At 69.7% G+C, this 23,757-nt stretch carries 21 protein-coding genes; 13 read left to right on the top strand and 8 right to left on the bottom strand.

Annotated features, from left to right (window positions below):
* The first annotated feature begins 236 nt into the window (after positions 1-236).
* Both ASF26_RS04115 and ASF26_RS04120 read left to right on the top strand, forming a co-directional pair.
* Positions 237-1,319 carry an MlaD family protein gene (locus ASF26_RS04115; RefSeq protein WP_018042210.1) on the top strand — a complete coding sequence of 361 codons (1,083 nt, stop codon included), beginning with the start codon at positions 237-239 and terminating at the stop codon, positions 1,317-1,319.
* 109 nt (positions 1,320-1,428) lie between these two features.
* Positions 1,429-2,007, top strand: a complete 579-nt coding sequence (locus ASF26_RS04120) for an ABC-type transport auxiliary lipoprotein family protein (protein ID WP_018042209.1) — start codon at positions 1,429-1,431, stop codon at positions 2,005-2,007.
* Between the two features lie 25 nt (positions 2,008-2,032).
* Here the strand turns inward: ASF26_RS04120 and ASF26_RS04125 are convergent, their stop codons facing one another.
* The 3 genes from ASF26_RS04125 to thiE all read right to left on the bottom strand — a co-directional run bounded on the left by ASF26_RS04125 (position 2,033) and on the right by thiE (position 4,415).
* Positions 2,033-2,662 carry an XRE family transcriptional regulator gene (locus tag ASF26_RS04125; RefSeq protein WP_018042207.1) on the bottom strand — a complete coding sequence of 210 codons (630 nt, stop codon included), beginning with the start codon at positions 2,660-2,662 and terminating at the stop codon, positions 2,033-2,035.
* A gap of 106 nt (positions 2,663-2,768) precedes the next feature.
* The gene (thiD, locus tag ASF26_RS04130; protein WP_056250077.1) at positions 2,769-3,575 is read right to left on the bottom strand and encodes a bifunctional hydroxymethylpyrimidine kinase/phosphomethylpyrimidine kinase; all 807 of its coding nucleotides are present in this window, start codon (positions 3,573-3,575) and stop codon (positions 2,769-2,771) included.
* A gap of 129 nt (positions 3,576-3,704) precedes the next feature.
* Complete coding sequence (gene thiE, locus ASF26_RS04135; RefSeq protein WP_156462857.1) at positions 3,705-4,415, bottom strand: thiamine phosphate synthase; 711 nt, start codon at positions 4,413-4,415, stop codon at positions 3,705-3,707.
* 135 nt (positions 4,416-4,550) lie between these two features.
* Between thiE and ASF26_RS04140 the strand changes: the two genes are divergently transcribed.
* Both ASF26_RS04140 and ASF26_RS04145 read left to right on the top strand, forming a co-directional pair.
* Positions 4,551-5,123, top strand: a complete 573-nt coding sequence (locus tag ASF26_RS04140; protein WP_056250079.1) for a sugar O-acetyltransferase — start codon at positions 4,551-4,553, stop codon at positions 5,121-5,123.
* An 82-nt stretch (positions 5,124-5,205) separates the two neighbouring features.
* On the top strand, positions 5,206-6,207 hold the full coding sequence (locus ASF26_RS04145) for a hypothetical protein (RefSeq protein WP_056250081.1): 1,002 nt from the start codon (positions 5,206-5,208) through the stop codon (positions 6,205-6,207).
* A 57-nt stretch (positions 6,208-6,264) separates the two neighbouring features.
* On the opposite strand, the gene ASF26_RS04150 is transcribed toward ASF26_RS04145, so the two are convergent.
* Entirely contained in the window at positions 6,265-6,609 is a 345-nt protein-coding gene (locus tag ASF26_RS04150) for a MerR family transcriptional regulator (RefSeq protein ID WP_056250083.1), read from the bottom strand.
* Between the two features lie 76 nt (positions 6,610-6,685).
* On the opposite strand from ASF26_RS04150, the gene ASF26_RS04155 reads away from it, so the two are divergent.
* The 5 genes from ASF26_RS04155 (at position 6,686) to ASF26_RS04175 (ending at position 12,257) form a co-directional block, all read left to right on the top strand.
* Entirely contained in the window at positions 6,686-7,498 is an 813-nt protein-coding gene (locus ASF26_RS04155) for an aminotransferase class IV family protein (RefSeq protein WP_056250084.1), read from the top strand.
* 193 nt (positions 7,499-7,691) lie between these two features.
* Complete coding sequence (nadA, locus tag ASF26_RS04160) at positions 7,692-8,702, top strand: quinolinate synthase NadA (protein ID WP_056250086.1); 1,011 nt, start codon at positions 7,692-7,694, stop codon at positions 8,700-8,702.
* Positions 8,699-10,240, top strand: coding sequence for an L-aspartate oxidase (locus tag ASF26_RS04165; protein ID WP_056250088.1), 1,542 nt, complete (start codon positions 8,699-8,701; stop codon positions 10,238-10,240). The genes nadA and ASF26_RS04165 overlap by 4 nt, the downstream gene beginning before the upstream one ends.
* Before the next feature lie 207 nt (positions 10,241-10,447).
* On the top strand, positions 10,448-11,308 hold the full coding sequence (gene nadC / locus ASF26_RS04170) for a carboxylating nicotinate-nucleotide diphosphorylase (RefSeq protein ID WP_056250090.1): 861 nt from the start codon (positions 10,448-10,450) through the stop codon (positions 11,306-11,308).
* 274 nt (positions 11,309-11,582) lie between these two features.
* Complete coding sequence (locus ASF26_RS04175; protein WP_018042198.1) at positions 11,583-12,257, top strand: L,D-transpeptidase; 675 nt, start codon at positions 11,583-11,585, stop codon at positions 12,255-12,257.
* Between the two features lie 85 nt (positions 12,258-12,342).
* Here ASF26_RS04175 and ASF26_RS04180 read toward each other — a convergent pair whose 3' ends face one another.
* A complete protein-coding gene (locus ASF26_RS04180) occupies positions 12,343-12,690 on the bottom strand; it encodes a DUF6460 domain-containing protein (protein WP_056150012.1) in 348 nt (115 codons plus the stop codon).
* Positions 12,691-12,942: 252 nt separating this feature from the next.
* Here ASF26_RS04180 and ASF26_RS04185 point away from each other — a divergent pair, with 252 nt between their 5' ends.
* The 3 genes from ASF26_RS04185 to pdeM are packed head-to-tail and all read left to right on the top strand — an operon-like array spanning position 12,943 to position 17,255.
* The gene (locus ASF26_RS04185) at positions 12,943-13,905 is read left to right on the top strand and encodes an alpha/beta hydrolase (protein ID WP_056150015.1); all 963 of its coding nucleotides are present in this window, start codon (positions 12,943-12,945) and stop codon (positions 13,903-13,905) included.
* A gap of 6 nt (positions 13,906-13,911) precedes the next feature.
* Positions 13,912-16,509 carry a ligase-associated DNA damage response DEXH box helicase gene (locus ASF26_RS04190; protein WP_056250092.1) on the top strand — a complete coding sequence of 866 codons (2,598 nt, stop codon included), beginning with the start codon at positions 13,912-13,914 and terminating at the stop codon, positions 16,507-16,509.
* A 32-nt stretch (positions 16,510-16,541) separates the two neighbouring features.
* Positions 16,542-17,255 (top strand): ligase-associated DNA damage response endonuclease PdeM, encoded by a 714-nt coding sequence (gene pdeM, locus ASF26_RS04195; protein ID WP_056250094.1) that lies wholly within the window; start codon positions 16,542-16,544, stop codon positions 17,253-17,255.
* 26 nt (positions 17,256-17,281) lie between these two features.
* Here the strand turns inward: pdeM and ASF26_RS04200 are convergent, their stop codons facing one another.
* Positions 17,282-17,590: a hypothetical protein gene (locus ASF26_RS04200; RefSeq protein ID WP_056250096.1), complete on the bottom strand. Its 309-nt coding sequence runs from the start codon at positions 17,588-17,590 to the stop codon at positions 17,282-17,284.
* A gap of 331 nt (positions 17,591-17,921) precedes the next feature.
* Between ASF26_RS04200 and ASF26_RS04205 the strand changes: the two genes are divergently transcribed.
* Positions 17,922-19,388: an FAD-dependent monooxygenase gene (locus ASF26_RS04205; RefSeq protein ID WP_056250167.1), complete on the top strand. Its 1,467-nt coding sequence runs from the start codon at positions 17,922-17,924 to the stop codon at positions 19,386-19,388.
* Positions 19,389-19,392: 4 nt separating this feature from the next.
* Here the strand turns inward: ASF26_RS04205 and ASF26_RS04210 are convergent, their stop codons facing one another.
* Positions 19,393-19,830: a DUF3429 domain-containing protein gene (locus ASF26_RS04210; RefSeq protein ID WP_056250097.1), complete on the bottom strand. Its 438-nt coding sequence runs from the start codon at positions 19,828-19,830 to the stop codon at positions 19,393-19,395.
* Positions 19,831-20,047: 217 nt separating this feature from the next.
* Positions 20,048-23,569 (bottom strand): hypothetical protein, encoded by a 3,522-nt coding sequence (locus tag ASF26_RS04215; protein WP_244475819.1) that lies wholly within the window; start codon positions 23,567-23,569, stop codon positions 20,048-20,050.
* Positions 23,570-23,757 lie beyond the last annotated feature (188 nt).

A 23,757-nucleotide genomic window follows, 5' to 3' on the forward strand; every position in this document is an offset into this window, starting at 1 on the left:
ATTCGAGGGCATCGCGGGTCCCCCCTCATGGAAGGGGAGCCTCGTCGTGCTCCCCGCCGATACATCCGAGCCTTCGGAAAGACCTTTGAACCGATCGGCCGGAATGCCTTCCATCCCATCCGCGCGGCGCCCGGGCGGAGCCGTGCGCCACATCGCCCAGCGATCGATCGGGGCTCGCGCACCGCGTGCGTCCCCGCACCGCACTCGCCCCGCCACGCCGAGGTATCGCTGATCCAATGGAGACCCGTGCGAACTACGCCCTCGTGGGCGCCTTCACTCTCGCGGTCGTCGTGGCTGCCTTCGGCTTCGTGTTCTGGCTTCAGGGCGGATCGCGCAGCCAGGAACGGCAGGGCGTGCGCATCGTCTTCTCCGGCAGCGTCGGCGGCCTCGCCAAGGGCTCGACCGTGGCCTTCAACGGCATCAAGGTCGGCGAGGTGATGGACGTGCGCCTTCTCCCGCAGGACCCGCGCCGCGTCGTCGCCATGGTGGAGGTGGACCGCACCACGCCCCTGCGCGCCGACACCCGCGCCCGCCTCGATTCGGCGATGCTCACTGGCGTGTCGACGATCTCGCTCTCGGGCGGCAACGCGGATGCCCCGGCGCTGACGCCGGGCTCGGGCGATCAGACACCCACCATCTTCGCCGACAGTTCCGACATCCAGGACATGATGACGGCGGCCAAGCAGATCGCACAGCGCGCCGACGACATGCTCCAGCGCCTCGACAAGCTGGTGGCCGGCAACGAAGGCGCCATCACCCGCACCCTCGCCAACGTGGAGTCGTTCTCCAAGACCCTAAGCGATGCGGGCCCCGCCGTGAGTTCGCTGGTGAAGGCCATCGACGGGCAGAAGCTCAACCGCGTCATCGACAATGCCGAGCGCTTCTCCGCCGCGCTCAGCACCGCCAGCCCGGACATCGAGGGCGCGGTCAAGGATGCGCGCTCGCTGGCGGCCAAGCTCAACGCCTCGGCCGACCGGGTGGACAACGTGCTGAAGGGGGCCGAGAGCTTCCTCGGCTCCGCCTCGGGCCAGACCGGCAGCAGCACCTTCGCCGAAGTGCGCGACGCGGCGATCTCCGTGCGCGACGCCGGCAAGGCCTTCCGCACCCTCTCCGAGAACCTCGACAAGCGCACCTCCACCATCGCGTCGAGCTTCAGCAAGCTCAGCGGGACCGGACGGCGCGAAGTCGAAGCCCTGTCGTCGGACGGCCAGCGCACCCTCAACACCCTCAACCGGACGGTGAAGAGCCTGGAGCGCGACCCGTCCCAGGTCATCTTCGGCGGCAAGCCATCGTTGCCGGAATACAACGGTGGCCGCTGAACCCGGCAAAGCCTAGCCGCATGTGTCCGGCGTCACGGCACGGAAACCGCTATGGCGTAGTTTATGGTTGCGCGTTCTGCCGCGCTGCACAGGTTTCCAGGCTCTTCGGATGACGTTTCGCTCGCATGCCCTGGCGCTCGCCTGCCTCTCCGCCCTGCTCGGCGGTTGCGGCGGCGGCGCGCCCATGACCTTCGACCTCGCCGCCCTGCCGAGTTCCGGCCGGCCGAGCGTGGCGGCACGGTCGATCTCGGTGGCCGAGCCGGTGGGCCTCCAGCCCTTCGAGCAGGATCGCATCATCGTGCGTCAGGCCGGGGGCGCCCTGTCGTTCCTCGGCGGCGGCCAATGGGCCGACCGCCTGCCGCGCCTCGTCCAGACGCGGCTGATCCAGAGCCTCGAGAATTCCGGGCGCCTGAAATCCGTGAGCCGTCCAGGCGACAAGATCGTCGCCGATTACGCGCTGATCAGCGAGATCCGCGCCTTCGACATCGCCTCGAATTCGGGCGAAGCGGTGGTGGACGTCTCGGCCAAGCTCATCGCCGACGGTACCGGCAAGGTGGTGGCCGCACGCATCTTCACCGCGCGGGTACCCGTGGCCAAGATCGAGGCGGGCAGCGCCGCTGTCGGTCTCGACGCCGCGCTCAGCATCGTGCTCGCCGACATGGTCCGCTGGGTGAATTCCGGGCATTGAGCCCGGGGAGGAGCGCGTCGCGCGCTCACTCCATCACAGCGGCCTTCATGATCACCACCATGATCGCCTTGGCCGGCTCGGTGCCGACGCAGCGCACGGTGTGCGGCCTGTCACAACGGTAGCGCAGCGTCTCGCCCACCCGCGCCCGCTGGAACGTGCCGGCCACCTCGACTTCGAGGGCGCCCTCGGTGACGGTGAGGGATTCCACCGAGCCGCGCTGATGCGGATCGGAATCGAGGACGCCGCCCGGATCGGCCGTGACCTCGTACCATTGCAGCCATTCCACCGTCTTGATCCAGCCGACGATGGCGAGGCGGATCTTGCCATCGTCCGAGAGCAGGATCGGCGTATCCGCGCGGGAGGTCTTCTCGATGAAGGGCTCCTCGTCGCTGGTGGCCAGCACCCGCTCGATGGAGACGTCGAGGGCCTGGCTCAACCGCCAGATGGTCGCCAGAGTCGGGTTGGTCTCGTTGCGCTCGATCTGGCTGATGATCGATTTCGCCACGCCGGACTGCTCGGCGAGTTCGGAGAGCGAGAGATTGTAGGCCTTGCGCAGCCGCTGGATGGTCTTGCCGAGTTGGCCCGAGAGAACCTGTGCCCCGTTCAGGATGTCCCGCTGCCGCCCCCGCTCGGGCGTCGTCGCCTGATCTTGCATCGTCCCAGAACCCATCGCGCCGTTCCGTACATCGAACGATCGTGCGGTACTTCAAACGCAATCAGGCATCCGATGCAAGGCGAAGGAGGCCAACTTCTCCGTTGTCTCAATGCCAAAGGGCGTGGAAATGATGGACCGGGCCGTGTCCTCGCCCCACGTTCACGGAGCCGGATGCGGCGATGGCGGCGGTAACGTAGCGTTTGGCCTGGGCGACGGCCTCCGTCAGGGGCAGGCCGCGGGCGAGTCCCGCCGCCACGGCCGAGGACAGGGTGCAGCCGGTACCGTGCGTGTTGCGGGTCTCGACACGGGCCGACGCGAAGCGCCGCAGCGTCCCGTCTGCGCTCATGAGGTGGTCGACGCTCTCGGTGCCCTCCGCGTGGCCTCCCTTGATGAGGACGGCGCGGGCGCCCAAGGCCAGGAGCTTGCGCCCCTGCACCACCGCCTCGTTCTCGCTCCTCGCCACAGGTGCCTCGATCAGGGTGGCGGCCTCGGGGAGGTTCGGCGTCACCAGATCGGCCAGGGGCAGGAGGTGGCGACGCATGGCCTCCACCGCCTCGTCCGAGATGAGGCGGTCTCCGCTCGTGGCCACCATGACGGGGTCGAGGACGATCGGGATGCGGGAAGCATGACGGCTGAGCCCGGCGGCCACCGCCTCGATCACCGCGGGCGTCGACAGCATGCCGATCTTCACCGCCTTGACGGCGAGATCGGAGAACACGCTGTCGATCTGGGCCGCGATGAAATCAGCCGGCACGTCGTGGATGGCCTGGACACCCAGGGTGTTTTGCGCCGTGAGCGCGGTGATGATGCTGGCGCCGTAGACCTTGAGCGCCGCGAAGGTCTTGAGGTCGGCCTGGATACCGGCGCCGCCGCTGGAATCGGAGCCCGCTATGGTGACGGCGATGGGTGTCATGGCGTGTCTCGTCCCTTGCGTTGCAGCAACCCTAGACCATCGGCTGGGACGAGGAAATCCGGCGCGATTGAAAATGATTTTAGAACAGGGACTTAGAGAATTTCACCGGCGACTCGCTTAAGGCGGAGCCTATCGGCACGCGCCCCTTGCCGCGAGGGCCGAATCCACCCGGAAGCGCAGGTCCCTGGCGCGGGGCTCCACCTCCTCGGTGGAAAACAGGGCGGAGATCAGGGCGATACCGTCGGCCCCCGCCGCGATGATGGACGCGGCGTTGCTGCCGTCGATCCCGGCGATCGCCCCTACGGGAAAGCCGGTGCCCCGGGCGAGGCGCGCCCGGAAGGCGATGCGTGTGAATCCGTCAAGCCCCACGGGCGGATCGGGATTGTCCTTGCTCGTGGTGGCGAACACGCCGCCGATGCAGGCATAGTCCACGGGCAGACGATAGAGTTCGTCCGCCTGGGCCGCCGATTTCAGGGTCAGGCCGATGATGGCGCTTGAGCCCAGAATGCGCCGCGCATCGGCCGGATGCAGGTCCGACTGGCCGAGATGCACGCCCTCGGCCTCGGCCGCCAGAGCGAGATCGCAGCGGTCGTTGACAAGGAGCGGCACGCCGGTGCCCGTGATGGCCGCGCGGATGGCGCGGATGCGCGCCAGGGCCTCACGCGCGTTCTCGATGGATTTTTCGCGGTATTGAAGAAGGGTGCACCCGCCCGCGACGGCCTCGGCCGCCATCTCGGCGAGGTCGGCGCCGTCATCGCCGCAGACGCCCACGTCCAGAATGCCGTAGAGCCTCACGTCGACCGGCACGGTCGAGCCCAAGGCGGTGTCGCGTCCGATCACATCGTTCCTCCGGTAAGCCGCAGCGGCGGCATCCTAGGCGGGCGGCGGTGCCACGGAAAGCCGATCCACGCCGCTTCGCTTGCCGGTCCCGGCCCATCGGCCTACTCCCCGCATCGACGAAGCACGGAGACAGGCATGACCACCGAAGCCGGGCGCACGCCGAAGCAGAAGATGATCGCGGGGGAACTCTACCACCCCGACGACGCGGAACTCGGTGCCGACCTGCGCGCCTGCCAGGTCTGGCTCGCGCGCTACAACGCCATGCTCGGGCGCCCCGCCGACGAGCGCCGGGTTCTGCTGCGCGAGATCTTCGCGGGGGTCGGCGACGGGGCGGTGATCCGGCCGCCGTTCCATTGCGATTACGGCTACAACATCAGCATCGGCGCCAACGTCTTCCTGAACTTCAACTGCGTCATCCTCGATTGCACCACGGTGACGATCGGCGACCGGACGCAGATCGGGCCGGGCGTCCAGATCCTCACGGCGGACCATCCCCGCGAGGCGGAGGCGCGCGAGGCTGGGCTGGAATTCGCACGCCCCATCGCGATCGGCCGCAACGTCTGGATCGGCGGCGGCGCGCTGATCCTGCCCGGCGTCACAGTGGGCGACCATGCGATCATCGGGGCCGGCGCCGTCGTCACCCGCGACGTGGCGCCCGGCGCGACGGTGGTCGGCAACCCGGCCCGGCCGGTGCCCGCCAAGGCGTGAGGCGACGCGCGCACCCTGTCGCGCGTTGATTCCGGCACACAATCTGCCATGAGACCCATTCACGGACCGGGGGGCGGGACAGGTGACGAGGGCGCAGGACGGGTTTGCGGTAGAGGCGACCGGCGCGCTTCCCAATCCGTCGGCGGTCGGGCTCGTCGCCGTCATCGTCGCGGCGACGGACGGTGAGCCACGCGCCCTCACGGTGCGGGTTCCGGGCCAGGCCACGGGCCGTGAGACCGGGTTGCCGGCAGGCCCCCTCGTGCCGGAGCACCCCACGCTGGAGCGCGGCCTGCGCGCCTGGGTGGAACGCCAGACGCAGCAGCGCCTCGGCTATGTGGAGCAACTCTACACCTTCGGCGACCGCGACCGGCAGGGCGACGATTCGGCCGGCCTCCACTCCCTGTCCGTGGCCTACCTCGCCCTCGTGCGGGAGATGCGCTCGGCCTCCCTCCCCGACGCGTCGTGGCACAATTGGTATGCGTTCCTGCCCTGGGAGGATTGGCGCGCCGGCCGGCCCGAGACCCTGGACGGCATCGAGGCCAAGCTCCTGGCCTGGGCCGCCGGGGCGGTGGATTCCAAGATCAGGCGCCGGCGCGAGGACAGGCTCGGGCTCACCTTCGGCATCGGCGGCGGAGCCTGGAACGAGGAGCGCGTGCTCGAACGCTACGAACTCCTGTTCGAGGCGGGGCTGATTCCCGAAGCCCAGGGGCAGGCCGGCGAGGCACACGCCACGGACATCGCCACGACGGGACGCCCCATGACCTTCGATCACCGCCGGGTGCTCGCCACGGCGATCGGGCGGTTGCGCGGCAAGATCAAGTATCGCCCTGTGGTGTTCGAGCTGATGCCGCCGACCTTCACCCTGTTCCAATTGCAGCGCACCGTGGAGGCCCTGTCGGGCGCCAATCTCCACAAGCAGAATTTCCGCCGCCTCGTCGCCCAGCAGGGGCTCGTGGAGGAGACCGACGAAGTCACGAGCGGCGCCGCCGGCCGGCCCGCCCGCCTCGTCCGCTTCCGCCGCGAGGTACTGCTGGAGCGCCCGGCGCCGGGGTTCCGGCTGACCCCATCGCGGCGGTCGACCTGACGCCTCGCGTGCCGGGGCGCGTGTCGGCCTCGGCGATGCGGCAATGGCCCGGCGGGGCTACATCGTGGACAAGATCGATTCCAGCAGGCGGCGGCTCGTCGCCAGTTCGGTGATGCGCTCGTCCACCTGTTCGATGTGCCGACGCAACGTCTGCCGAAGCTCGTCGCAGGGTTCGAATGCGCCACGCCCGGCGAGCGCACAGGGCAGGAACTCACGGATGACGGGCAACGTCATCCCGGCCGCGCCGAGCGTCCTGATCCGCCGGACGATGTCCTCGTCCAGCGGCGTGTAATCGCGATACCCCGAGCCGGTGCGCTCCGGCGCGAGCAGCCCCTCCCCTTCGTAATAGCGCAGCATGCGCACGCTCACGCCCGTGCGCTTCGATAGCGTCCCGATCCGCATTGGCCGTTGACCCTGACAGTGCTGTCACGGATTAAGGCTGCGGCTCTTCGATGGAAACCAATCGAGAGCGTGTTTCATGACAGACGCCTTCGCCACCCGTGCCTGGATCGACGGGCGGACCGCCACCGCCTCCGACCTCGCCCCCCTCGCCTTTGCCGGGTTCGCGCATTTTACTGCCATGCAGGTCCGTGACCGCCGCGTGAGGGGGTTGGACCTTCATCTGGATCGCCTTCGCGACGGGTCGCAGGCACTGTTCGGCCGCATCATGCCGGAAGAGCACATACGACACGCGCTTCGGATCGCCGTGGCGGACGCACCCGGTGACCTGTCGCTCACCGCGACAGTGTTTTCGCGTAGCGGAGAATTCCGCCTCGGCGATGCGACCGATGAGTGCTCGATCCTGGTCCGGACCTTTCCGCCGAATGACGGCCCCGCCGGCCCGCTGAAACTGGCCCTCACGCCGCATGAGCGCTGGCGCCCGGAGGTCAAGCATGTGGGCGAGTCGGCAAAGACCCATCTCCTGCGCGAGGCCACCCGGCAGGGCTTCGACGATGCCGCCTTCGTCGATCGCCAGGGACGGATCGGCGAAGCGACGATCTGGAACCTGGCCTTCTGGGACGGCGCGACAGTGACATGGCCGCAGGCCGGCATCCTCGCCGGGGTCACGATGGGGATCCTCCGCCGGCGATTGATCGCCCTCGGTGTCGCCCAGCGCGAGGCGGTCGTAGCGGCGGACGGACTCGGCGAGTTTTCCGGAGCCGTCGCGATGAATTCGTGGACGCCAGGAGTCGCCGTCGCTTCCATCGGCACCGTCACCCTGCCGCGATCCGGCGACCTCGCCGCCCTGCTGCATCGTGCCTATCGGACCGAACCGGCGCTCGCCGTCTGATCGTCCCTGCATGCGATCAGGAACTATCGCGCTCGACCATGCAGGAAGGGACGGCGGTGGCTGCGGATGACGTTTGCACAATATCGCACTGCAAAATGAATATGCTCAGGCTCAGCATATCTAGACAACCGTATCTCGCGCGCCTACGTTAGTCGGCACAATGCTCAGATTGAGCATATATGAGGACGCGTCCATGGCGGCCACGAGTTTCCCGATCGACCGGGTTTTGACCCTGCCTCTGCCCGAGATCTATGCCCGCGTGAGCCGGCACGTCCCGGCCATCGAATGGCCGGCCCTGGCCGATGATGTCGCGGCGATCCTGGAGCTGAAGAAGACCCGCAATGCGGTCATCCTCGCCCATAACTACCAGGCGCCCGAGATCTTCCACACGGTGTCGGACATCGTCGGCGACAGCCTCGCGCTGGCCCGCGAGGCGATCACCGTGGATGCCGATGTGATCGTGCTGGCCGGCGTCCATTTCATGGCAGAGACGGCCAAGCTGCTCAATCCGGGCAAGACCGTCCTGATCCCCGACATGCGGGCCGGGTGTTCGCTCGCCGACTCGATCACCGCCGCCGACGTGCGGGGCTTGCGCGAAAAGTATCCCGGCGTGCCGATCGTGACCTACGTCAACACCTCCGCCGCCGTGAAGGCGGAATCGGACGTGTGCTGCACCTCCGGCAACGCGGTGGATGTGGTGCGCTCGCTCAATGCGCCGCGCGTCCTGATGATCCCCGACGAGTTCCTGGCGCAGAACGTCCAGGTTCTGGTGCCCGAGGTCGAGATCCTCACCTGGGCCGGCCATTGTGAGGTCCACGAGCAGTTCACCCCCGCCGACATCGACGAGGTGCGCGAGAGCTATCCCGGCGTCACCGTCATCGCCCATCCGGAATGCCCGCCCGACGTGGTGGCGGCCTCCGATTTCTCGGGGTCGACCGCGATGATGATGAACTTCGTCACGGAGAAGCGGCCACGCCAGGTGGTGCTCGTCACCGAGTGCTCCATGGGCGACAACATCGCCGCCGCCAACCCGGACATCGAGTTCATCAAGCCCTGCAACCTGTGCCCGCACATGAAGCGGATGTCGCTGCGGAACATCCGGCACGCCCTGGAGACCCTCACCCACGAGGTGACGGTGGAGCCGGAACTCGCCGAGCGCGCCCGCGCGGCGGTGGAGCGCATGCTCGCGGTGCGTCCGCGATGAACGCGCATTCCCCGCTCTCCTTCACCCTCCCCGGCTCGGACCGTGTGATCGTCGTCGGCGCCGGCGTCGCCGGTCTCGCCACGGCGTTGCGGCTCAGCCCCCGCCCGGTCACCCTCGTCACCGCGTCTCCCCTGGGTAGCGGCACGGCGACCGGCTGGGCGCAGGGTGGCATCGCCGCCGCCATGGCCGAGGACGATGCCGCCACACTGCATGCGGCGGATACGGAAGCCGCCGGCGCCGGCCTCACCGACCCGGCCGTCGCCCTGCGGGTGGCGCAGGCCGGCCCCGGCCTGATTGACTGGCTCGTCGGCCTCGGCGCGCCCTTCGACAGGGATGCCGCCGGCGCCCTGGCGCTCGGCCTCGAAGCGGCGCATTCGCGCCGCCGCATCGTCCGGGCGGGCGGTGATTCCACCGGGCGGATGGTGCTCGATACGCTGCTGAAGGCCGTCGCGCTGACGCCGTCCATCGAGATCCTAGTCGCCAATGTCCGCGGCCTGCTGCAGGACGAGAGCGGCGCCGTCGCCGGCCTGATCTGCGAGCGCGACGGTGCCTTGCTGCGGCTTGCCGCCCGGTCGGTGGTGCTCGCCACGGGCGGGCTCGGCTCCCTCTACGCCTCCACCACCAACCCGCGCGGCGCCATCGGCCGAGGACTGGCGCTGGCGGCCCGCGCCGGAGCCACTTTGCGCGACATGGAGTTCGTGCAGTTCCACCCCACCGCCATCTCGGTGGGGCTGGACCCGATGCCGCTCGCCACCGAGGCCCTGCGCGGCGAGGGCGCGCGGCTGATCGATGCGGATAGCGAGCCGGTCATGGCCGGCATCGCCGGGGGCGATCTCGCCCCCCGCGACGTGGTCGCCAGGGCGATCTTCCAGGCGCGGCGGCGCGGCACCGAAGTGTTTCTGGATTGTCGCGGTGCCCTCGGCGCCCGCATGGCGACGCGGTTCCCCACCGTGGCGGGCCTCTGCGCCGCCTCCGGCATCGACCCGCAGCGCCAGCCGATCCCCGTGCGGCCGGCGGCGCATTACCATATGGGCGGCATCGAGGTGGACGGGTCCGGTGCCAGCACCGTGCCCGGCCTGTTCGCCTGCGGCGAGGTCGCCTCCACCGGCCTACACGGCGCGAACCGCCTCGCCAGCAATTCCCTGCTCGAAGCGATGGCCTTCGCCCCCTGGATCGCCGAGGCCGTCGCCTCCGTGCCCGCCCCCGGTCCGGCGGTGATGGCCGAACCGAGCCGGCGCGACGAGGCCGACCTCGCCGGGATCCGCCGGATCATGGAAGCCGATGTCGGGGTGGTGCGCGACGCCGAAGGCCTGACCGACGCTGTGCGCCGCCTGGCGCCGGCGGCGAGGCAGGGCTCCGACTCGGCCCTCACCGGGTTGATGGTCGCGACTTCGGCCCTGTCCCGCCTGGAGAGCCGAGGCGCCCATTGGCGCAGCGACCACCCGGATCAGGCACCCGCCCGGCACAGCGAAGTGACCCTGGCCGAGGTCTGGCGGATGGCGGAGACCGTCTCGGCCGATGCGGTCGCTCCGGTTTAGATCGGACGACCGGAATCGTCTTGGGATGATCCCACCCACCGATCTCATCCTGAGGTGCCCGCGCCAGCGGGCCTCGAAGGAGAGTTCCAGCTACCCCGTGCGAGATGGAGGCCTCCTTCGAGGGCTCCGCTTCGCTCCGCCACCTCAGGATGAGGTCAGTAGGCGGACCGTCGGCCCCCTTCCAGCGCCTCTCTTACGAGCGACCCCATGAGCGATGACCGTCTCGTCCCCCTCCCCCGCCTCCTCGTGGAGCCGATCGTCCGCGCGGCTTTGCTGGAAGATCTCGGCCGAGCCGGCGACATCACCACCGACGCGATCGTGCCCGCCGATGCGCGCCTCTCCGGCGTCATCGCGGCCCGGCAGGAAGGGGTGATCTCCGGCGTCGATGCGGCCATCATCGCCTTCGGGCTGATCGACCCGGCCGTGTCGGTCGTGGTCGAACGGGGCGACGGCGCGCGGGTCTCGCCCGGTGACGTGGTGATCCGTCTCGACGGTCCGGCGCGCGCCATCCTCACCGCCGAACGGGTGGCGCTGAACCTCCTGTGCCGGATGTCGGGTGTCGCCACGGCCACCGCCGGCCTCGTGGAGGCGGCCCGCCCGCACGGCAAGGCGCGGATCGTCTGCACCCGCAAGACCACGCCGGGCCTGCGCTCCCTGGAGAAACATGCGGTCCGGGCCGGGGGCGGTTCCAACCACCGCTACGGCCTCGACGATGCCGTGCTCATCAAGGACAACCACGTCGCCGTGGCCGGCGGGATCGTTCCCGCCATCGAGCGGGCGAGGGCCTATTCCGGCCACCTCGTGAAGATCGAGATCGAAGTCGATACGCTGGACCAGCTGGCGGAAGCCCTGTCGGTCCGCGCCGACGCGGTGCTCCTCGACAACATGAGCCCGGACCAGTTGCGCGAGGCCGTGCGGATGATCGACGGGCGGGCCATCGCCGAAGCCTCGGGCCGCATCAACCGCGAGACGGTGGGCGCCATCGCCGCCTCCGGTGTCGACCTGATCTCCAGCGGCTGGATCACGCATAGCGCACCGATCATCGATCTCGGCCTCGACGCGGTCTGATCCGGCGGACCACGACGCCCGGCGCGGATCGGGTTCCGCCCCGTCGGAGATTGTTCCCGCCCGACTTGGCCCCCGGATAATAATCCCTGCGAATACGGCTAAGCCGCCACACTGTGGCCACGGAGTCACGACGCCGCCGCAACCATCGCTTCATCGCGAATTCAGCTTGGCTTTGGGGCGGCAGCGTTTACGTCTTGGCGATCGGAAAACGGTATCCTGCGTCGCGTTACCGACCGTGTTTCCCCCAAGTTTCGCCTGCCTTCGAGAGGCTTTGATGCGCCGTATCGCCCCCGCCCTGTCCGGGCTCGCCTGCATGGTTGGTGTCTGGGCTTCGCCCGCCGCCGCCTATGAGATCGACCCCCTCACCCGCCAGCCCCTCGACAACGCGCTGGTGCTGCGCGTGCGTCCGCAGGCGGAGCCCGCCCCCGCCGCCGTGGTGGCGGTGCCCACCGCCAACGCCTCGCTCAACCCGGCCGACCCGATGGCCTCGGCCGTGCCGCAGATGTCGGCGATCCAGCGCGAGCAGGTCGCCTTCGGCGGCAATTACGCTCCCGGCACCATCGTGGTCTCCACGGCCGAGCGCCGGCTCTATTACGTGCTCGGCGGCGGTCAGGCCCTGCGCTACGGCGTCGGCGTCGGTCGTCCCGGCTTCACCTGGGGCGGCACCCAGACCATCACGATGAAGCGGGAATGGCCCGATTGGCGTCCCCCGGCCGAGATGCTGCGCCGTCGCCCCGACCTGCCGCGCTTCATGAAGGGCGGCATCGAGAACCCGCTCGGCGCCCGCGCCATGTATCTCGGCGGCTCGATCTACCGCATCCACGGCTCCAACGAGCCGGAGACGATCGGCACCGCCGTCTCGTCGGGCTGCATCCGCATGACCAACGACGACGTGGCCGATCTCTACACCCGCGCCAAGGTCGGCGCGAAGGTCATCGTCCAGCGCTGATCGTCTTCGACACGCGTCGAATTGAAAAAGGCCGGCGGAAACGCCGGCCTTTTTCATGTCCCTCGGTAGAATGCGGTCCGCTTGCCTATTTCGAGACCGACAGGAACCGCGACAGCAGCCAGAGCGGCACCACCACCACGGCACCGGCCAGGATCCAGCGTCCGAAATCGTGGAAGGTCTCGAACCCGAGGTCGATGAGCGCGCGGCCCGCATCGTAGATGTGCCAGAACAGCAGGCCGGGCGTGATGCCGAGCGTCGCCATGATGGCGCCGACGAGGATGGACAGGAACAGCAGCTTCACCAGCACCGCCATGGGCGAACCGCCGAGGAAGCGCCGCAGGGCCGAACGCGGTTGTCCATCGGAATAGCCACTCCCGACGGGGGGACGGCCCTGGTAGGGTCCCTGTCGGCGCGGGTCGTTGTCGACGATCATGCTGTCATCCTCTGGCCGTGATCCGACGGCTGAACTCTTTCGGACATATGGGGCCTCATCGGCGTCTCTGAAGCCGGCGAACCCGGCGGAAGCGTGACCGATGCGACACACCCGAACGAAACCGTCTGTCCATTGGGGCGTTAGGCCGTTTCGCGCCGGCCCTGCGACTGGCATCGGTGCGGGCTTCGCCCACATTCGACGCGCCAGCCCGAATGCCGCTTCGGCCCCACACTGGATGAGACGAACCGTTCCATGATCGACCACGCCCTCTTCGACCCGGCGACGATCGATCCGGAGACCCACCGCCTCAACGCCGAGATCGTCGCGGCCCATGCGGCCCAGGCCGATCCCTGGTCGATCCCCCTCTCCGAGGTGCGCGCGCGCCGCCGGCAGGGCACCCAGGCCTCGCCCGCGATGCCGCGCAGCGCCCGCGCCGAGACGGTGGTCATCGACGGCCCCGACGGGCCGCTGTCCCTGAGGCTGATCCGCCCCGACGCCCGGAAGTGGAAGAAGCTGCGCGGCGCCTATCTCCACATCCACCGCGGCGGCTGGGTCTGGGGTGCCGCCGACGAGCAGGATCCTTGGCTGGAGCGGATCGCCGATGCCTGCGGCTTCGTCTGCCTCTCCGTGGAGTACCGCCTCGCCCCCGAGCATCCCTATCCGGCGGCTTTGGAGGATTGCGAGGCGGCGGCCCTGTGGCTCGCCGGTCCGGGCAAGGCCGAGTTCGGCATCTCGGCGCTCACCATCGGCGGGGAATCGGCGGGCGCGCATCTCGCCGTGATGACGCTCCTGCGCCTGCGCGACCGGCACAACCTGCCCCGCGCCTTCCGCGGCGCCAACCTCAATGCCGGCTTCTTCGATCTCGGCCTGACGCCCAGCGTCCGCAACTGGGGCGAGACCCGCCTCGTGGTGAACACCCAGGATCTCACCACCTTCGCCAACGACTACGTGCGCGACGGCATCGACCGGCGCCGCCCCGACGTGTCGCCGCTCTATGCCGAGCTGAAGGGCCTGCCCCCGGCCCTGTTCTCGGTGGGCACGCACGATCCGCTGCTGGACGACACGCTCTACATGTCGTCGCGCTGGGCGGCGGCCGGCAATGGCGGCCACACCGCGATCTATCCCGGCGGCTGCCACGTCTTCGTGCGCTATCCCGGCGCCATGACCGAGCGCGCCCTCGAACTGATCGACCGGTTCCTCATGGCGCTCGCCTGATGACTCTTGCCTGAGGGCTCCCTCCCCGCGCGGTTCGAGGCCTGGTTCGCCTCGCGCGGATGGGCACCCCGGCCGCACCAGACCGAGCTGCTCCGGATCGTCGGCGACGGGCGCTCGGCCCTGCTGGTGGCGCCCACGGGGGCGGGCAAGACGCTGGCGGGCTTCCTGCCGAGCCTCGTCGCCCTGTCCGAGCGCGCCCCATCGCGAAAAACGCGGGGGCTCCACACCCTCTACATCTCGCCCCTGAAGGCGCTCGCCGTCGACATCGCCCGCAACCTCGAAGCGCCCATCGCCGAGATGGGCCTGCCGATCCGGGTCGAGACGCGCACCGGCGACACCCCCTCGCACAAGCGCACGCGCCAGATCGAGCGCCCGCCCGACATCCTGCTGACGACGCCGGAACAGCTCGCCCTGCTCATCGCCCATCGCGAGGCGGCCGAGCTCTTTGCGAACCTCTCCTGCGTGGTGCTCGACGAGTTGCATGCGCTGGTGACCTCGAAGCGGGGCGACCTGCTGTCCCTCGGGCTGGCGCGGCTCCACCGCCTGAGCCCGAACCTCACCGCCATCGGCCTCTCCGCCACGGTGCGCGAGCCGGACGATCTGCGGCGGTATCTGGTGCCGCAGACGAGCCCCCCCTCCCCCTTGTGGGGAGGGGCCGGGGGTGGGGGTGGTGCCGGAGAGGTCGCGCCATATCCGGAGCCACCCCTACCCCTCCCCACGAGGGGGAGGGAGCCCGTGCCTGCCATGGCCGACCTCGTCGTGGTGAAGGGCGGGGCGGCACCCGACCTGCACCTCCTCGATACCGGCCTGACCCTGCCGTTGGCCGGCCACACCGCCTCACAGGCGATGCCGGCGATCTACGACCTGATCCAGGCGCACCGGACGGTGCTGGTCTTCGTCAACACCCGGCTCCAGGCCGAGTACACCTTCCAGGAACTCTGGCGGATCAACGAAGACTCGCTGCCCATCGCGCTCCATCACGGCTCCCTCGACGCCAGCCAGAGGCGGCGGGTGGAGGCGGCGATGGCGGCGGGGCAGCTGCGGGCCATTGTCTGCACCGCCACCCTCGATCTCGGCATCGACTGGGGCGATGTCGACCTCGTGGTGAATATCGGCGCGCCGAAGGGGGCGAGCCGGATCATGCAGCGGATCGGGCGGGCCAACCACCGCATGGACGAGCCGTCGAAGGCCTATCTCGTCCCCGGCAACCGCTTCGAGATCCTCGAATGCCAAGCCGCCCTCGATGCGGTGGAGGCGGCGGCCCAGGACACGCCGGATGCCCGCCTCGGCGCGCCGGACGTCCTCGCCCAGCACGTCCTCGGCATGGCCTGCGCCGATGCGTTCGATCCTTTGCAGCTTTACGACGAGATCGTCTCGGCGGCGCCCTACGCCACCCTGTCCTGGGAGGATTTCGAGGCGGTGGTCGATTACGTGGCCACCGGCGGTTACGCGCTGCGCGCTTACGAGCGCTTCGCCAAGATCCTGCGCGGGCCGGACGGGCTGTGGCGGGTGCGCGATGCGCGGACCGCCCAGCAATACCGGATGAATGTCGGCACCATCGTCGAATCCGCCAAGGTGAAGGTGCGCCTCGCCCGCGGGGTGCGCGGCAAGCCGGGCGCCATCCTGCCCAAGGGCGGGCGCGTGCTCGGCGAGATCGAAGAGGATTTCGCCGACACCCTGACGCCGGGCGACACCTTCCTCTTCGCCGGCGAGGTGCTGCGCTTCGAGGGCCTGTCCGAGGACGAGGCCCTGGCGACGAGGGCCGGCCCCGGCACCGACCCGGCGATTCCCTCCTATGCGGGAGCGAAGTTCCCGCTCTCGACCTTCCTCGCCGCCCGTGTCCGCGCCCTCATCGCCGATCCGTTCGAATGGGACCGGCTGCCGAAGCAGGTGGCGGATTACCTCCTGCTCCAGCGCCAGCGCTCGATCCTGCCCGGCCCCGAGGGCTTGCTGGTGGAGACGTTTCCGCGGGGCGGCCGCCATTACCTCACGGCGTTCCCGTTCGAGGGCCGCCTCGCCCACCAGACCCTCGGCATGCTGCTCACCCGGCGCATGGAGCGCGCCCGCCTGCGCCCGCTGGGTTTTGCCGCCAACGATTACGGCATCGCCGTCTGGATGACCCGCGACGTGAGCGAGGCCATCGCCCGCGAGCCCGGTTTCCTGGCCGACTTGTTCGCCCAGGACATGCTCGGCGACGATCTCGAAGCCTGGCTCGACGAATCCTCCATGATGAAGCGCACCTTCCGCCAATGCGCCGTCATCGCCGGGCTGATCGAGCGGCGCCATCCCGGCCAGAAGAAAACCGGGCGGCAGGTCACCATGTCCACCGACCTCGTCTACGACGTGCTGCGCAAGCACCAGCCCGACCACCTGCTCCTGCGCGCCGCCCGGCAGGATGCGGCAACCGGACTCCTCGACGTGGCCCGCCTCGGCATGATGTTGAGGCGCATCCAGGGGCGAATCACCCACAAGGCGCTGGACCGCGTCTCGCCGCTCTCCGTCTCCGTCATGCTCGAAATCGGGCGCGAGAAGGTCTACGGCGAGGGCGCGGACGAGATCCTGGCGGAGGCCGAGGCGCAGCTTCTCGAAGAGGCGCTCGGGTGACGCGCCCCCTTCCCGGAATAGAGGATGCGATCTTGGCGCTCGGCCAGAAACTCGAACGGACCATCAAGACCCCCGGCCTGACGCTGGCCGGCGAAGCCCTCACCCTCGACCTCTGCGGCGGTTTGTGGCTCGCCGCACGCCGGACCCTGATCGTCTCCGACCTGCATCTGGAGAAGGGCTCGGCCTTTGCCGCGCGCTCGGGCCAGTTCCTGCCGCCCTACGATACCCGCGAGACCCTGGCCTGCCTGCACGAGGCGGTGGCCCGCTTCGACCCGGCCTGCGTCGTGGCCCTGGGGGATTCTTTCCACGATGCGCGCGGCCCCGAGCGGATGGAGCCCGGCGACCGCGCCATGATCGCCGCCCTGCAGGAAGGCCGGGATTGGGTCTGGATCGCCGGCAACCACGACCATGCGGTGTCGGAGGGCGTCGGCGGGCGCTATGCCGAGACCCTGACGCTGGGCGGGCTCACCCTGCGGCACGAGCCGTCGCTGGATGCTCCGGAGGGCGAAGTCGCCGGCCACCTGCATCCCTGCGGCAAGGTCGCCATGCGCGGCCGGGCGGTTCGGCGGCGCTGCTTCGTCACCGACGGGACGCGCCTGGTGATGCCGGCTTTCGGCGCCTATGCGGGCGGCCTGAACGTGCGCAACCCGGCCTTCGATCCGCTGTTTCCTGCCGGCTTCACCGCGCATCTCTTAGGCGACGGCCGGGTCTTCGCCATCGGCAAGGCGATGCTGGCGCGGGACTGAGCGCCGACCGATAGGGAGCCGCCCCGTCAGGCCTCGATGTCGGTGATGACTCCGACGGCCTTCTCCTGGCTCTGCTTCATCAGTTCCTCGATCTTCTCCTTGATGATGTCATTCACCCTCTGAATTTCCTTCGGCGGCATCGCGGACAATTGTTCTTCCGTCAGACGCATAGACTTCAAGATTTGCTCGCGGATCTTCTCTCCGAGCGTCATCTTTGCGTGTTTCAGGAACTCCTCCTTCACGTCCCTGACTGACGCCGCCTTCGAAGCAGACGATGCCGCACCGAGCGGATAGCTCGGGTTCAGATGGGAGATCCCAGTGAGACCGATGGACATGGCGGCACGACTTTTCCAGCGACACACGCTTGGATTGCAAAAATGCAGCCATGAGACGGGGTATTGAATTCGCTGTCAGATCAGATGCTTACGAAAGTACCGACCATGCCGGATCGGCCGGCGCGGCAAATCGTGCCGGGCCGGCTTTGCCGAAGACGGCCCCGAGTTGGAGGGCTGGCTTTCCGCAATCTTGGTCATTGAACAAGCACACCCGTCCTAAGCGGGCGATGAGTTTCGGCGGGACTGTGATCGGGCCCGACATCGGACTTCCGGGGGCGATCGAATCTTTCGTAGAGTCGGGATGGTGAGTCGCCGCGGAGATTGGCCGGTCATGCTTCAAGCGCTCATCGTCGGAGCCGGCCCGGTCGGCCTCACCCTCGCCGCCGAACTCGCCCGATACGGGATCGGCATCCGCCTGATCGACAAGAGCGCTCGACCGACTCAGACGTCGAAAGCGCTCGTGGTCTGGGCGCGCACCCTCGAACTCATGGACCGGATGGGGTGCAAGCAGGCCTTCCTCGCTGCCGGCCTGCGCGCCCACGGGGCGAGCCTGCGCAGCAGTGGCGCCATCCTCGGCCATGCCCGGTTCGACGCGATCGCCAGCGCCTACAACTTCGCCCTCATGATCCCGCAGCGGGAGACCGAGCGCCTGCTGATCGAGCATCTCGCCACCTTCGGCGTCGCGGTGGAGCGCGAGGTGGAACTCGTGGGTTTCGTTCGGACGGACGATCAGGTCGAGGCGACGCTGCGCCACGCGGACGGTGCCGAGGAGACCGTGTCCGCATCCTGGCTCATCGGCTGCGACGGCGCGCACAGTACCGTGCGGCACGGGCTCGATCTCGCCTTCAAGGGCGAGGCGCAGGGGGACGATTGGCTCCTGGCCGACATTCGCGTGGAGGGCGACGGCGCACCGCCCGGCGACGAGATCGCAACCTATCTCCACCGGGACGGCCCGCTGGTGGTCTTCCCGATCCCCGGCGGCCGCGCGCGGGTTATCGCGCAGGTCGGCAAGACCGATCCGGCGCATCCGCGCCCGGACCCGACCCTCGAGGAGGTGCAGGCCCTGGCGGACCGGCGCGCCGGCGGCTTTCGTGTCGTCGATCCGGTCTGGCTCACGCATTTCCGCATTAACGAGCGCAAGGTTTCGCAGTATGCGCAGGGGCGCGCGGTCCTGGCCGGCGACGCGGCGCATATTCACAGCCCGGCCGGTGGCCAGGGCATGAATACCGGCATGCAGGACGCCATCAACCTCGCGTGGAAACTGGCCATGGTGCAGCGGGGGCAGGCCGCCCCCTCGCTCCTCGACAGCTATAGCCCCGAGCGCAACGCCGTCGGCGACAGGGTGCTGCGCAATGCCGCCCGGCTCACCGACATGGCGACGCTGTCGAACCCCGTGGCGCAGGAAGTACGCAACCTCGCGCTCCGGTTCATGCTCGGTTTTCACGTCGTGCAGGACAGGATGGCGGCGACGATGAGCGAGGTGGAAATCGCCTATCCCGACAGCCCGCTGTCGCACGGCCCGCAGGCCGGGATGCGCTGGGCACCGGCGCAGGATGACGGAAAGCCCCCCGGGTCCGGATCGGTGCCGCTCTTCGTCCTCTATGCGGCGGATTCGGAGCGAGGCGCCGCCTTCGCCGCGCGGTTTCCCGCCCTACTCGAACCGGCGCCCCGCCACTCGCCCGAAGGCGACCGTCTGATCCTCGTCCGGCCCGACGGCTATGTCGGCTTTTCCGGCACGGCCGGATCCTGGGACGAAGCCGAGCGCTACCTGTCGCGGCTGAGCCCGGACCGGCCCTGACCCCTCACGCCGCGATCAGTAGGGCGCAGCCGGCCACGACCGACAGGACTAGCCGCAGGCGCCCGAGCCAGCTCGGAACGAGCCCGCGCCGGACAAGGTCGAGATCGACGAAGCCCCAGCCGAGGACGAGCAACCCGAGGACGCGCAGGTCCCACGGCATGGGAAAGGCCAGGGCCGCCCAGGCGATGAGGGAGGGCAGGATGGCGATGACGTAGTCGCGCCCGCCCGCACCGCCGGAGGCGGCAGCCCCCCAGCGGATACCGCCGAGGAACGAGGCGATGACCGCGCCGTAGGTGGAGAGGATGGTGCGCGGGGCCAGGCCGACATTGCCGAGGCCGCCATCGCTGCCGCTGAGGGAGAGAACCGCGAAACCCAGAAAGGGAATGAGGCCGGCGACGCCGAGAACGAGGGCTGACGTCGGTATGGGCGTCACACGCGCCATCAAATCTCCGGCTCCGTTATCCGCGATCCGGGAGGCTGGATCGCATCGATCTCGATCATATACACGGTTGCGACGGCCCGGGACGCCGACCAGACGCCACGCCGCAGACCAAGGAGAGTCTCGCCAAACCCCGGATAAGCTGTTGTCACGAAACACCGTTTCGCTGCGGAGCCGCGTTCTTACCGACCATGCGCGTCGCTATCACGCGCGGTCCCTGTCATGCGCCCGTGCTGCGGCGCGGCGCCGGCGCCGGCGCGGCGGGGGGCGGAGCGCCGATCAGGCTCATCGATCCGTCCACCCCGGTGCCGGTCGGCGCGGGGGGCTCGTTCACGGCCGGGAGCGCCGCCTTCGGTTTGAAGGCGGTGCTCAGGCTCTGCGCCGTGACGAGGTCCTTCGGCGAGAGCTTCGCGGCGACGTCGTCGCGCTTCCGGCCCGCATCGTCGTCGCCCTGGGCCGCGGCGGCGGAAAACCAGAGGTAGGACTGGACGAGGTCCTGCTGCACACCGAGGCCGCGCGCGTACAGGACGGCGAGGTTGTACTGGCTGTCGCGCATGCCGTATTCCGCGCCGCGCCGGAACCATTGCGAGGCCGTGGTGTAATCCGGCTTGCCGTTCGCGGCGGGGTTCTCGGCATAGACCACGGCGAGGTTGTGCATCGAGCGGGCATGGCCCTGCTCCGCCGCGCGCCCGTACCAGAGCTTGGCCTGAGAGAGGTCGCGCACCACCCCGGAGCCCTTCTCGTAGAGGCCGCCGAGCTTGTACTGCGCCGGGGCGTAGCCGGCACCGGCCAGGGCCTCGAACAGCTTCGCCGCCACGGCGAAATCGCGCGGCATGCCGCGCCCTTCGAGGGCGCGGGAGGCGAGGTCGTAGACGGAGGCGCCGTCGCCTTCGAGGGCGGCCTTGCGAAGCTGCGCGAGCCCGGTGGGCACGGCGCCGAGATCGCCCGCCAGGTCGTGCAGCGCGGCGACCTTCGGCACGGTGCGCTGGAGCGGCCGAGAGGCGGCTTCGGCCGGAGCGGTCGCCGGGACGGTCGGCGGCGGCGCGACGTCGGAAATCGACTGGGTGGTCTCAGGGTCGGGCCGAGCGGTCGTTTCCGCGCCGGCCGGAGAAGCGCTGGCCGGAGAGGTGCCGGCCGTCGCGGTGCTGGAGGCCTTCTCCGGGCTCTCGGAGGGTTCGGCCGGAGCCGCCGTCGTCGCGGCGATTTGCGGCGCGGACGCGTCGGCACCGCTACGGCGGGTGTTGATGGCCTGCAGCGCTCCGAGTGCCAGGACGATGGCGGCGAGGCCGAGGAGCAGCGGCTTGCGGCGCTTGTCCAGTTCGGCGCGCAGCCGCGCGCCCCGCCCGGGGACGGGGGCTTCCGCGGCGTTGTCGGGTGAAGGCCGACCGCGCATCCCGGGCGAGCGGGCAGCCTCGGCCGCCTCGTTCTGCGCCGCCTGCGCTGCGCGCCGGGCGGCGGCGATGAAGCTCGTCTTGATGTCGCTCTCGGTCGGCGCGGCAGCATCCGTCGCGGCGTCCGCGGGACGATCCGGGCTCGGACGCCGGGTGCCGGGCTCCAGCGGCAGGTCCGTCACATGGCCGAGTTCGAAGGATTGCGTCGAGGGGCTCACCCGCAGGGGTTCGGGGCGCCGAACGCCGATTCCGCTCTGCATCGGCGCACGCTCGTCCACGCGGCCGGTAGCGACCGCGAGGCGCTCGGCGAGGTCATGGGTCGACCAGGCGTGGTTGGTGGGGAGCGCTCCGCCTTCCGCCAGGGCGCCGAGCTGGCCGACGAGCTTGTGCAGGGTCGAATGGACACCATCGAGGGTCGCCTGCATCCGCTGCTCGGAGGCGGCCTGATGCATGCGGAGGTCGGCGAGGCTGGCCTTGAGCAGTTCGAGTTCACCGGTATCGCCGGTGGTCCCGATGCTCTCGGCGACGGCGTTGCGCGCCGCCCGCTCCACGGCGGCCTCGATGGGAGCTTCGTCGCGCAGCGCCGATACCTGGGCCAGGAGGTCGGACATTGTCCGCTCGAGCCCCGCGAGGGCCGGGTCGGCGTCCCGCGTGTCGATACGGCTGGCAAGCGCCAGGACCTGCTTTTCCAGGGCATCCAGCCCCTCGGCGCGCGGCCCGACGGGGCCGCCCACACGGTCGAGCTTCTCGGCGAGGTCGTGGAGCATGCCGTGGATCGAGGCGAGGTCGCCGCCGGGGATCACCGGCCGGCGCAGGGTCTCGCCCAGGTCTTCGAGGCGGCCGATCAGGTCGCCGACGGGATTGACGCTGGCCCGCTCGACCTTGTCGGCCAGGGCGTCGATGCGCACGATGATCGCGTCCGAATTGCCGCCGCCGCCGGAGGCGCCTTCGCGCAGCGCGTCGAGCTTGGCGCCCATCGCCTGGATCTGTTCCTCGATCCCCCCCGATGGCGGGGTCCGCAATCCGGTGCGGATCTCTTCGAGCAGCGGCCGCAACTCGGCCATGTTGGTGCCTTCGCCGCCGACGCCGCCCTGCAATTCGGTGATCTGGGCGCTGATGGCCTGAAGCCCCTGCGCGAGGCTCTGGATCCGTTCCGGCCCGGCCAGGGCGGCGATCAGGCGGCGGATCTCGTCGAGCTCGCGGAACAGGTTGCCGAGCTCGTCGCGGTCGGCGAAGCCCGGCGTGCTGTTGCTGAGCGCACCGTCGACCTTCGCCGCGAGGCGCTCCACGTCGTTGGCGACGCGGGCATGGACGTTCTCGGCCACGTCGTCGGCGAGACGGGTGACCTGAACGCGGATCAACTCGATCGGGGCCGCGATGGCGGCGAGGTCGGCCGGCTCCTGGGCGCGCTGGACCCCGGTGACGAGGGAGCGCATGGCCTGTTCGAGGGCGCCGACGTCGCGACCCGTGGCGAGGCCGCCGATCGATTCGCGCAGGCGGCTCGTCTCGGCCTGCAATTCGGAAATGGCGGGAGACGGCATCCGGAGAGCGGCACCGCTCGCCTTGCCCTGGGCGGACGTCCCGTCGGAGTCGAGTTCGCGCTGGCGCTGGCGGATCTCGGCGACGGCGTCGCGGATCTCGGCCTCCGCCGGACGGCCGCGCCGGCCGATCGGCCGCGGGGACGCCAGCTGCTCGCCGAGCTCGACCATGCGGCGCTCGATCTGGCCCAGGCGCTCGGCCATCTGCGCGGCCGGGGACAGGCCGGCATCGAGCACGGTGCTGATCCGGGCCTCGATCTCCTCGATCGTCCGGCTCGCCGCCTGTTGCGAGGCCTGCTGGTCCTGACCGATCTTGAGGTCGATCCGGTCGAGACGCCGCATCATTTCGGCGATCGAGTTCGTGAACGGCTCGGCCGGGTCCGATGCGACGGCCGCGTCTTCGGTGGGGACAGCGACTTCGGTGACGGCCGCGTCTTCGGTGACGGGCGCGTCTTCGGTGACGGCAGCGATCTCGGCGGCGGGCTCGGCCTCCGGGGAAGATTCGGGAGCGGCGGCGGCCGCGACCACCGGTGCGGCGGCGGCCGCGACCACCGGTGCGGGTTCGGGAACGGCGGCGGTCTCCACAGGGGCGGGCGGCACCGGCGACGGGACCTGCCCCTCTGGGCGGGGGCGGGCCGGATGGTGCGTGGGCGAGGAGGTGCGGGAACGGCGCGCCTTGGGCTTCTGATCCGGCGACACGATCGACGCGATCCAGGCCTCAACCGGCACGCCGGCGCGGCGCGCCACGTCGCGCGCGGCGTCGAGGACTTCCGGGTCGAACTCTTCCAGGTTCAGCGTCGCGTTGCGTTTCATCGTCAAACCCGGGGCAGCGAGGTCCGTGACCCAATCCGACGTGTCGTTGTGCAACGTGGAGCTGTCGCAGCGGCAGGCAAACGGATCGATTGCCCACGACATTTGATACTCTTGGTAAACAGCGGGTTAAGCCCTGTGCCAAACTGATCATATCTCTCGGGAAAGGCGCCGGAAGGCGACCCCCCTTC

The sequence above is a fragment of the Methylobacterium sp. Leaf93 genome (assembly GCF_001422345.1).
Taxonomy (GTDB): domain Bacteria; phylum Pseudomonadota; class Alphaproteobacteria; order Rhizobiales; family Beijerinckiaceae; genus Methylobacterium; species Methylobacterium bullatum.